This is a genomic window from Paraburkholderia sp. Ac-20336 (assembly GCF_017105025.1).
In the GTDB taxonomy this organism is placed as follows: Bacteria; Pseudomonadota; Gammaproteobacteria; order Burkholderiales; family Burkholderiaceae; genus Paraburkholderia.
In genome coordinates this window covers 1-9,913 of sequence record NZ_JAAGPS010000184.1, presented here as the reverse complement: position 1 = coordinate 9,913, position 9,913 = coordinate 1, and the positions used below count along the sequence as shown (strand labels likewise).

Annotated in this window: 8 protein-coding genes; all 8 read right to left on the bottom strand. The window is 66.5% G+C overall.

Annotated elements, in window-relative coordinates:
- Positions 1 to 757, bottom strand: a 757-nt coding sequence (locus GXB81_RS28990) for an FHA domain-containing protein (protein ID WP_205991011.1), incomplete at its 3' end; no start/stop codon positions are given.
- 55 nt (positions 758 to 812) lie between these two features.
- Positions 813 to 2,804 (bottom strand): type VI secretion system tip protein TssI/VgrG, encoded by a 1,992-nt coding sequence (gene tssI / locus GXB81_RS28985; RefSeq protein ID WP_167285608.1) that lies wholly within the window; start codon positions 2,802 to 2,804, stop codon positions 813 to 815.
- Between the two features lies 1 nt (position 2,805).
- A complete protein-coding gene (locus tag GXB81_RS28980; protein WP_167039863.1) occupies positions 2,806 to 3,195 on the bottom strand; it encodes a DUF4280 domain-containing protein in 390 nt (129 codons plus the stop codon).
- A 59-nt stretch (positions 3,196 to 3,254) separates the two neighbouring features.
- Positions 3,255 to 6,035, bottom strand: coding sequence for a type VI secretion system ATPase TssH (gene tssH / locus GXB81_RS28975; protein WP_205991010.1), 2,781 nt, complete (start codon positions 6,033 to 6,035; stop codon positions 3,255 to 3,257).
- Between the two features lie 4 nt (positions 6,036 to 6,039).
- Positions 6,040 to 7,119 (bottom strand): type VI secretion system baseplate subunit TssG, encoded by a 1,080-nt coding sequence (tssG, locus tag GXB81_RS28970; protein ID WP_205991009.1) that lies wholly within the window; start codon positions 7,117 to 7,119, stop codon positions 6,040 to 6,042.
- A complete protein-coding gene (tssF, locus tag GXB81_RS28965) occupies positions 7,104 to 8,999 on the bottom strand; it encodes a type VI secretion system baseplate subunit TssF (RefSeq protein WP_205991008.1) in 1,896 nt (631 codons plus the stop codon). Before tssF ends, tssG begins: the two co-directional genes overlap by 16 nt.
- 4 nt (positions 9,000 to 9,003) lie before the next feature.
- Complete coding sequence (gene tssE, locus GXB81_RS28960) at positions 9,004 to 9,516, bottom strand: type VI secretion system baseplate subunit TssE (RefSeq protein ID WP_167039855.1); 513 nt, start codon at positions 9,514 to 9,516, stop codon at positions 9,004 to 9,006.
- On the bottom strand, positions 9,509 to 9,913 hold a 405-nt coding region (locus tag GXB81_RS28955), incomplete at its 5' end, for a type VI secretion system accessory protein TagJ (protein WP_277396819.1). The genes tssE and GXB81_RS28955, both read right to left, overlap by 8 nt.

Genomic DNA, 9,913 nt, shown 5'->3' with positions numbered 1-9,913 from the left:
CGCCCGCCTGCGCGGGCGTTTCCCACTGCGCCAACGCATCGGCGAGCGGATCGTAGTCCGCCGGAATGCCGCCGGCGGGCGCCGCCGCGCCTTGATCCTGGTGCGACGACTGGCTCGACGGCGGGTAAGACGGCTGACCCGGCGGCTGAATCAGCGGCTGACTCGACGGCGGGCGCGGCGCCTGCGCCTGCGGCACCGCAAACGCCTGCCACTCCGGCGACACATGATCGCTCTCCGAGCCCGCGAAGCCCGGCCGCGACGAAATCCGCTGCGCTTCGCCGAAGCCCGGCTGCCCGAGCGGATCGAGCGCGCCGAGCCGCAGCGCGTCACCTTGCGAATCGGCCGGCAGCGGACCCCCGAGCACCTGCGCGGCGCTCAGCGGATCATGCCCGCCCGTCAGGCCGCCCGTTAGACCACCCACCCCTGCCGCCGGCTCGCCGAGCGACACTTCGAGCAGATACGGGCCGATCAGCAGACGGTCGCCGTCCGCGAGTCGTGCCTCGCGCGTGCCGCCGAGCGCGCGCTGATTCAGCACGCTCGGATTGCTGCCCAGATCGCACAGCAGGTAGTCGCCGCCGCGGAACTCGATGCGCGCGTGAACGCGCGAGATCGCGCGCTGCTGATCCGGCAGCACCAGCGTGCAGTCGTTGGCCCGGCCGATCGTGCCGCCCGCCGGGCCGAACGCGATCGCGATCGGCTCGGCCAGCGTCTCGTCGTTGAACCGCGCAACCCGCAGCGAAAGAATCGGATAGTTCACTTGGCTCCCCACAACCGGTCCGGTGCATCACTCACGGCATCACTCACGGCATCACTCACGATTTGATTTTTTTGGTGCCGTCGTCGGCATCTTTGGGCGCGGTCGGCGCGGTCGGCGACGAGCCGCTGCCCGAGCCCGCCGAGCCGCCCGAGTTGAGCAGGATCGGCGTGCCCGACACCGCCACGCTCGCCGGGCCGATCACCACGAAGGCGCCGCCCGCCTTCAGCGTGATGCTCGCGCCCGCCTCGATCACGACGTTCATGCCCGCCTTGATATGGATATTCATGCCGGCATCGATTGCATAGTCCATGCCGACTTTTTCCTGCAGCTTCTGCCCGACCTTCAGCGACGCATTGCCGTCGACCTCGGCGTTCTGGTCGCCGGTCACGGCATCGTGGCGCGCACCCGTGATCGCGATGAACTCGTTGCCGGTCACCTTCAGATGCCGATCGTTGCCGACGTTGTTCAGCATGTCGTTCTTCACCCACGTCTCGTGATCCTTCTCGGCGTGGAAGAACAGTTGCTCGCTGCCCTTGTCGTCGTCGAAACGCATTTCGTTGAAGCCGCCGCCGCCCTTGGTCGAATTGCTCTTCAACGTCGAGAACATCTGATTCGCCGGCAGCGCGTACGGCGGCATCGTATTCGCGTTGTAGACGCAGCCGGTCACGAGCGGCCGGTTCGGGTCGCCCTCGACGAATTCGACGACCACTTCCTGACCGATGCGCGGCAGGAAGAACGTGCCCCAGTTCTTGCCGGCCCAGCTCTGCGAAACGCGTACCCAGCAGCGCTTCATGCGCGCGTCCGCATCGGCCGGCGGCGCGAACTGCTCCCAATGAAACTGCACCTTGATGCGGCCGTATTTGTCCGTGAGAATTTCCTCGCCGTCCGGGCCGACCACCACCGCGGTCTGCGGGCCCGCCACCACCGGCTGAACGGTCAGCCGCTCCGAGCGGAAGTGGTTTTCCTTGCGCAACGCGGTGAAGGCGCAGTCGAAGAACGGCAGCGACGGATCATGGCGCACCGTCGATACATAGACATCCGAATTGATCTCGTACGTCGCGCTGACCACCAGATAATCGTGGTTTTGCGCGTCGCAGGCGTGATGTTCGAGCTTGAACTGGCCGCCCGGCCAGATGCCGCGCGCGCTCGAACGGCCCGAAATGCTGTCGTTGCGCGCCTGGCGAATCTCGATGCCGACCTTCGCGTACCGATCGCCGTCGCCGGATTGCACGTGGCCGCTCAGGTGCTCCTGCATCGTGTACACCGGCGGATCGTAGACTTTCGGCCGCGTCGCGCGCGACAGCAGCCCTTGCTGGTTGCTCGACGAAGGCTTTTCGAAATCGTAGTCGTTGACTTCATACTTGCCGGTCTGCAATTCCGCGCCCGAACTCCACGCATACACGCATTCCTTCTCGTTCGACGGTTCGTGCCACGCATCGTAGGAGATCGTCGCGTAGTGCTCGATCGGCGCGTGCACGTCGCTCGAATCGGTCAATACCAGCGTATGCTTGCCCGCCTTGTGCTCGAAGTAGTAGTAGATGCCCTCGTGCTCCATCAGGCGGCTTACGAAAGCGAAGTCGGTTTCGCGGTATTGCGCGCAGTGCGGCAGCGTCGGATAGCTCGCCTGGCATTTATTGCTGAGGTCGATGCTGTAGTCCTGCAACACGCCGGTCACGATATCCAGCACGCTTTTTTCGTGGAAAAAGCGGCTGTGCGACGCACGCGTGAGCAGCCACAGCCGCGGACGCACCACGGCTTCGTAGCGCGCCATGCGGTTGCGCACGCTGTCGCCTGGCGCGACGATGCGGAAGGCCGTGACGATCCCGTTGAATTGCCGCTCGCCGTCGCCGGGCAGCGACAGCGCGATCGAGATGTCCTGCCCGAGCAGATCGGCGGCTTGCAGATCGTTGCGCTGGCTCAGCAGATCGAGCCGCCATTCGCAGAGGCGTCCCAACTCTTCGGTGCCGCTCAGGTGCAGAAACAGCAGGTCCTGGCCGGCAGGCGCGCAACTGACGGTGACGTGGCGGTTCTGATTTTGCGTGGTCATGTCACGGAATCATCGTCTTGACGGTCGCGGGATTGACGATCGTGACCACCCCGCCCCAGTTGCACATGCAGGTCGAGACGTTATCGAGCGACGGCTGGTTGCCGAGCAGCACGGTCGGCGCGCCGGGCGCCCACGGCGACAGGGTGGCCGGGATGCACGGCATCGGCGTCAGCACGCCCAGCGCGGCGGCCGTCGCGGCGGCCACCGTCGGATTGGCGGGCGAGCTGCACACGCCGAACGGCATGATGTTGACGAGCGGAATGTGATCCATGATGTTGGCCGCGGGCGGCCCTTCGCCCATCACGCGATTGACCGGCAGCACCACGAGAGACGAAGGCGCCGCGCCGAACGAACATTGCAGCGTTGCGCCCATGCTGACTTGTTGCGGCATAGAAAGGCACTCACCATGCGAAGTAGCCGAAAATCCGCGCGAACGTCGCGTCGGTCCGATCAATCGAACGTATAGAGAAACTCGCCGTCGCGCGCCCCGATCTGCACTTTCGCGACCGCGCTGCCGTTCATCATGCGCGTCAGGAATTCCGTGCTGATACGCGGCAACAGCGTGTTGGTCAGAATCGCATCGATCATGCGGCCGCCGCTTTCGAGCTCGGTGCAGCGGCTGCCGATCAACTTCACCACGTCGTCGTCGTAGCTGAACGGAACCTTGTGCGAGACGCGCAGGCGCTTTTCGATCCGCCCAAGCTGCAGGCGGATGATCGCGCCGAGCATTTCGTCGGAGAGCGGGTAGTACGGAATCACCACGACACGTCCGAGCAGGGCCGGCGGAAACACCTTGAGCAGCGGCTCGCGCAGGGCCTTGGCGATGCCCTCGGGCTCCGGCATCAGTTCCGGGTCCTTGCACAGGCTCGTGATGAGGTCCGTGCCCGCATTGGTGGTCAGCAGGATCAGCGTGTTCTTGAAGTCGATCACGCGGCCCTCGCCATCTTCCATCCAGCCCTTGTCGAACACCTGGAAGAAGATTTCGTGCACGTCCGGATGGGCCTTCTCGACTTCGTCGAGCAGCACCACGCTGTACGGACGGCGGCGCACCGCCTCGGTCAGCACGCCGCCCTCGCCGTAGCCGACGTATCCCGGCGGCGCGCCCTTCAGCGACGACACCGTATGCGCCTCCTGATACTCGCTCATGTTGATCGTGATGACGTTCTGCTCGCCGCCGTACAGCACCTCGGCGAGCGCCAGTGCGGTCTCGGTCTTGCCGACCCCCGAAGTGCCGGCGAGCATGAACACGCCGATCGGCTTGTTCGGATTGTCGAGACCGGCGCGCGAGGTCTGGATGCGCCGCGCGATCATCTCGGTCGCATGCGCCTGACCGATGATGCGCCGGTTCAGATTCTCCGCGAGCTTAAGGACGTTTTCGATTTCGTTGCGGACCATCCGGCCGACCGGTATGCCGGTCCAGTCCTGCACGACGGAAGCGACCGCCTGCTGGTCGACGGTGGGGAGAATCAGCGGGTCTTCGCCCTGATGCTGCGCGAGTTGCGCCTGCAGCTCGCGCAGTTCGGCGAGCCGTGCCTCGCGTGCGGCGGTGTCGCCGGAAGCGCCGGTTTCAGCCGCTGAGCGGTTCGCTTCGTGGTCCGCTGCGTGGTTCGCTTCCCGCTCTGCTTCGTTCGCCGCGCCGGCCTGCGCCACGCCTTCCACCTTGCCGGTCTCGCCGCGCAATTGCGCGCGCAGATCGAGAATCCGCGTCACCAGTTCTTTTTCCGCCTGCCAGCGGGCGTCGAGCGTGGCGAGACGCGCCTGTTCGGCGGCGAGCTTTTCCGCGGCCGCGGCCTGACGCTCGCGCGTGTCGACGCCCACCGCATTTTCGCGGCCGATGATCGCCAGTTCGGTTTCGAGCGCCGCGATACGCTTGCGCGAATCGTCGACCGAAGCCGGCGTCGCGTGCTGGCTGACCGCCACGCGCGCGCAGGCCGTGTCGAGCAGGCTGACCGATTTATCGGGCAACTGGCGCGCAGGAATATAGCGATGCGAGAGCCTCACCGCCGCTTCGAGCGCTTCGTCGAGCACCTGCACCTTGTGATGCTGCTCCATCGTCGAGGTAACGCCGCGCATCATCAAAATGGCCTTGGTCTCGTCCGGCTCGCTGACCTGCACGACCTGGAAGCGCCGCGTCAGCGCCGGGTCCTTCTCGATGTGCTTCTTGTATTCGGCCCACGTGGTGGCCGCCACCGTGCGCAGCGTGCCGCGCGCGAGCGCCGGCTTCAGCAGGTTCGCCGCGTCGCCGGTGCCGGCCGCTCCGCCCGCGCCGACCAGCGTATGCGCTTCGTCGATAAACAGAATGATCGGCTTTTCCGAGGCCTGCACCTCTTCGATCACCTGCCGCAAGCGGTTCTCGAACTCGCCCTTCATGCTCGCGCCCGCCTGCAGCAGACCGACGTCGAGCGTGCGCAACTGCACGTCGCGCAACGACGGCGGCACGTCGCCCGCCGCGATGCGCTGCGCGAAGCCCTCCACCACCGCGGTCTTGCCGACTCCCGCCTCGCCGGTCAGGATCGGATTGTTCTGGCGGCGGCGCATCAGAATGTCGACCACCTGGCGGATTTCCTCGTCGCGCCCGACGATCGGATCGAGCTTGCCGTTGCGCGCCTGCTCGGTCAGATCGGTAGTGAAGCGCCGCAGCGCTTCCTGCTTGCCGAGCGCAGCGGCCGGCACGGGACCGCCTGCATCACCCGCATCGGCGCCCGCGCCCTGCGCCCCGCCGGCCTGAAAACCGTCGCTCGCGCTCATCGCCGCTTCCGGCGACTCGCGCAGCAGGCTGTCGAATTCGTCGACGAGCGCCTCGAGCTTGATGCGCTCGAACTGGCGCGAGATGCCGTACAGGCTGTTGCGCAGCGACGGCGTCTTCAGCAGCCCGACCACCAGATGACCGGTGCGCACCTGCGACTCGCCGAACATCAGCGAGCCGAACACCCAGCCGCGCTCGACCGCTTCCTCGACCTGCGAGGAAATATCGGTCACCGAACCCGAGCCGCGCGGCAGGCGGTCGAGCGCTTCGGTCAGATCGCGCGCGAGGCCGGAAGGCTCCAGCCCATAGTGCTTGACGATGCGGTGCAGATCGGAGTCCTGCAGTTGCAGGATCTGATGGAACCAGTGCACAAGCTCGATATAAGGATTGCCACGCAATTTGCAGAACACGTTCGCGCTTTCGATTGCGCGGAATCCGAGCTTGTTCAGCTTGCCGAACAAGGCTGCCCGTTTGATCTCGGCCATATGGCTATTCCCCCGATGATGTCGATGATGGCACCGCAGAAGAAGACGGCGCACGCGCCGCCGCGGCAATCCGTGAACGGCCATCCGGCGCGGTCGGCTGCAGCACCAGCTGGCGCTGATCGCCTTGCGCCGCCTCGCCGAGCGTCCAGGTGGTGTAACCGAGCCGCGTGTGACGCCCGAGTTGCAGACGCGGCACGTCTTCCTGTCTGAGCACGAGCCGCAGGTCCCAGTCGAGCCCGTCGCGCGCGTAGTTGCGCACCCAGTCGACGAGACGCTTCAGGCTCTCGCCGCCCGGCAGAAAGCGCTCGTAATCGGCGCGGCTCAGCGGTCCGATGACGATGCGAAACTTATGCTGGCAATCCCACGTGCGCGTGCCGAGCAGCGTCGCCACGCCGAGCGCGGCGCCGTCGGCCGCGCCCAGACGCAGCAGCGAACCGGCGGGCAGCGTCATCCAATGGCCGACCCACTGCTCGATCTCGACCGGCAGGTTGAAAAAACGCGTCAGGACGAGCTTCAGCCCCGCGGCCGGACGGGTCGGCCCGGCCAGCAGACCGGCGAAGTGCAGCTTGGCGAAATCGGGCACCGCGTCGCGCTCGCGCAGCGCCGGCTCGCCGAGCCCGAACAGGCTGCCGACATAAAAGGAAAAGCGGTCGCGCCCCGGTCGGTCGAGACTCACGGCCGGCTGCGCATTGGCCCACGCGCGGTAGAACAGCGTCACCATGCGGTGATGGAAGACGTCGAGAAAACGCGCGAAGGTCGGGTCGCCCGCATTGCGCGCACGATCGCGCGCGTATTCCGTCAAGTGCGTGGGCAGCGGGCCGTGCGGGCCGAACAGGCCGAAGAACTTGACCGCGAGGCGCGCGGCATGGCGTTCGCCGGCCGGCGTGAAGGCGCCGAGCGAGGTCGGCTGGAACACCAGTTCGGGTTCCTGCACGAAACGGATCGCGTCGTCGCGCGGCTGCATCGACTCGCCCACGCGCGGCTTGTCCGGATACGCGTTCTCCAGCAGCCGCACGACCTGGAAGAAGTCGAAGCGGCGCGCGTCGTCCTCGAGCCGGCGCAGCAGCGTCAGAGCGTCCGGCATTGTCCGACCCTCGCTGGCCAGCGCATGATCTCGCCGCGGGAAAGCGTCTTCACCACGGTCTCGGTGAACGAATTGATCGAGACGTATTGCGCGAAATAATGCGCGAGCACGGCGCCGAGCAGAAACGCGCCGGCGCCTTCGAACGCGGCTTCGTCGAGCGTCAGCGTCACTTCGAGACCGCGGCCGAACACGATCGGTCCGGCGCATGGCAGGCGGCGCGTCACCGAGCGCGCATCGATCGAGCGCACGCCTTCCACGAGCCGCTGGCTGGCGATATCGTCGACGGGACAGTAGAGGCTCAGCAGATCGCGCAGCGCGCGGGCGCCCTCGCGCGCGTCGTTGTCGAGCAGCGACGCGTAGTTCAACGACAGGTGGCTCAGCAGCCGCCACGCCACGGCCCCATGCGCATACGACGGCAGCGGCCGGCTCGGGCCGCTCACGCAGCGCACGCTCTGCACCGGCGCTTCGACGTCGAGCGTGAAATCGGCGGGGCCGACGCCGACCGGCATCGTCAGGGGCAAGTCGCGATTGGTGCACAGCACCTGCAGGCCGAGTTGCCGCAGGTCGGCGCGAAACGGCGCATGCTTCGCATCCACCAGCGCGATGTACATCTCGCTGCCGAGATAGCTGCTACGCGGTCCGCGCTCGTGCTGCCGCGACGAGGGCAAACGCTTCTCGCGGCGCACCTGATAGTAGGCGCCGGCCCGATACGTGGCGCCGAGATCGCGCGCGTGATAGAACGGCTCGAACTGCTGCTCGCCGCCCGCGCTCGCGCTATAGCCGGTCGCGGTCTCGATCCGGTAGATCTCGAAGTCCATCGGCCGGGTGCGATCGGCCACCACGTGATATTCGAACTGCTCGTCCGAGAGCGCGATGCGGTCGGTACGCTTCGCAAACAGGTTGATGGCGGGCGTGCAGTGCAGCGCGAAATTGCCGGCGTCGAGCGATTGTTCGAGCTGCGGATCGCCACGCTTGAGCAGCACGACGACTTCGAGTTCGGTCTCCGCGCAACGGCGCAGCGCCGCCTGCAAGCCGTCGATCGCGAGAAACATGAAGCGCTGCGGAAAAGCGAAGTACTCCTGCAGCAAACGGTAGCCCGGGAACGACTGGCCGCTGAGCGGCAGCAGCGCTTCGTCGTCGGCAAAACCGAGCGGGCGCAGCGCGCTCGCCGGCAACTGCACGTGCCATGCCGCCGGACGTTTGGCCGGCAGCACGACGATGCCGCTCACCGAACCCAGCAGACGCTCGTGGATGCGCGTGGCCATGCCGTCGGTGCCGCGCAGATACAGCGTCAGCCGGTCGAGCTTCAACTGGTTGAATTTCAGGCCGCCGGTGGCGCGCAGCCGCAATCTGAGGCCGGCCTTGATGGCGGCGCCGCCCGCCATGCTCGCCGGCAGCGCGCTGTCGATGCCGCCGAGCGAACCGGTATGCGTAAAGAAGCGCGCCTCGGCGATTTCGAGCGGCCAGAGCGCCAGTTCATGGGCGCTGCGGTACTCGCAACGCGTCGAACCGTTCTTGTCGAGCACGCTGCGCAGCGCGCTGCCGCGTGGAATGCGCACGCCTTCCGCGAGACTCGAACTGCTCAGGTCGGGCTGGATCTGCACCACGGCCATCGACGGCGTCGGCGCGAGGTAATGCGGGTACACCAGTTCGGCGAGGTGCTGGGTAAAGCGCGGAAACTCGTCGTCGATTTTCAGTTGCACGCGCGCCGCGAGAAAACTGAAGCCTTCGAGCAGACGCTCCACATACGGGTCCGCGCATTCGAGACTTTCCATGCCGAGGCGGCCGGCGATCTTCGGAAATTCGCGCGCGAACTCGCCGCCCATCTCCCGTAGATGCTGCAGTTCCTGGCTGTAGTATTTGATCAGGTCGGGATTCATGGCGTCAGCGCGGCCCACCCTGATCGATCACGCGCATCTCGCCGGCCTCCAGGTCCAGTTCGGTCCTGAAGTAGAGCCGCTCCGGATACGGCTGCGCCCACAGGTCGCCCTCGACCAGAAACGACACGGTGTTATGACGCCCGGTGGTTTCTTCGAACTGCATCGAACTGACCCGCACGGTATCGCGCAGAATGCGCGGCTCGAACGCCCAGATCGCGTCGCGCACCAGCCGTTCGAGCCGCAGCGGATCGATCCCCGAGGCGGTCTTGCCGGCAATGTCCGGCAAGCCGAAGTTGATGACCGAGGTCGCGACGTACGGATAACCGCTCAGGTCCTGCACCGACGCGAGGCCGTTCGCATTCAGCAGCCAGGCGAGGTCGCGCTGCACGCTCTCGCGCAGTGCGCGCATCGACAGCACGCGGCGCTCGCGCGCTTCCTGGCTCGCCTCGGGTTCGAGATCGGTCAGCCGGTCGAGCAGTGACGGCTGCAGGCGGTCGCGGGCGGTCAGCTCAGCCATGATCGGGGACGGCCGCGCCGTTCTCTTCGGGGTCCGCAGCACGGCTTTCCAGTTCGATGGTTCGCACGTCGAAGAGCGCGTAGTCGTTCGCCTCCGAGGCGAACATGCGCTGTCCGACGGGCCGCGCGGTCGCCGGATCGTCACTGCTCCAATCGGTCAGTTGCGCGAGCCACAACGCGCGATCCGGATGAGCGAGCGTGCCCGGATAGCGGGCCGGAATCAGGCCGGCGGCCTGGCCGTCGTTGGCCCAGGTGAAGATAGCCGGCATCCAGACCCGGTCGCGCAGGTCCGAGGGCGGCTCGATCACGATGCGTTTGATACGGTCAAACGGAATCCAGTAATAGCGGCCGTTCAGCAAGGCTTCGAGGGTCGGGCCGAGCCGGTTGTCGGCATCGGG

Bases quoted from the DNA above. Each gene is read 5' to 3' on its own strand.
- tssI (WP_167285608.1), bottom strand. From the start codon at position 2,804: ATGACCACGCAAAATCAGAACCGCCACGTCACCGTCAGTTGCGCGCCT.
- GXB81_RS28980 (WP_167039863.1), bottom strand. From the start codon at position 3,195: ATGCCGCAACAAGTCAGCATGGGCGCAACGCTGCAATGTTCGTTCGGC.
- tssH (WP_205991010.1), bottom strand. From the start codon at position 6,035: ATGGCCGAGATCAAACGGGCAGCCTTGTTCGGCAAGCTGAACAAGCTC.
- tssG (WP_205991009.1), bottom strand. From the start codon at position 7,119: ATGCCGGACGCTCTGACGCTGCTGCGCCGGCTCGAGGACGACGCGCGC.
- tssF (WP_205991008.1), bottom strand. From the start codon at position 8,999: ATGAATCCCGACCTGATCAAATACTACAGCCAGGAACTGCAGCATCTA.
- tssE (WP_167039855.1), bottom strand. From the start codon at position 9,516: ATGGCTGAGCTGACCGCCCGCGACCGCCTGCAGCCGTCACTGCTCGAC.